The 449-nt window shown below is 54.6% G+C and carries 1 rRNA gene; it reads left to right on the forward strand.

Annotation, left to right across the window (positions count from 1 at the left end):
• A 16S ribosomal RNA gene (locus AAHE99_RS26700) occupies positions 1 to 449 on the forward strand; the annotation flags it as partial.

Here is a 449-nt window from a genome sequence, read left to right on the forward strand (position 1 = left end):
AACTGAAGAGTTTGATCCTGGCTCAGATTGAACGCTGGCGGCATGCTTTACACATGCAAGTCGAACGGCAGCGCGGGCTTCGGCCTGGCGGCGAGTGGCGAACGGGTGAGTAATATATCGGAACGTACCCAAGAGTGGGGGATAACGTAGCGAAAGTTACGCTAATACCGCATACGATCTAAGGATGAAAGCAGGGGACCGCAAGGCCTTGTGCTCCTGGAGCGGCCGATATCTGATTAGCTAGTTGGTGAGGTAAAGGCTCACCAAGGCAACGATCAGTAGCTGGTCTGAGAGGACGACCAGCCACACTGGAACTGAGACACGGTCCAGACTCCTACGGGAGGCAGCAGTGGGGAATTTTGGACAATGGGGGCAACCCTGATCCAGCAATGCCGCGTGAGTGAAGAAGGCCTTCGGGTTGTAAAGCTCTTTTGTCAGGGAAGAAAAGG

Origin of the sequence: Pseudoduganella sp. OTU4001 (assembly GCF_038440195.1) — a bacterium.
Taxonomy (GTDB): Bacteria; Pseudomonadota; Gammaproteobacteria; order Burkholderiales; family Burkholderiaceae_D; genus Rugamonas.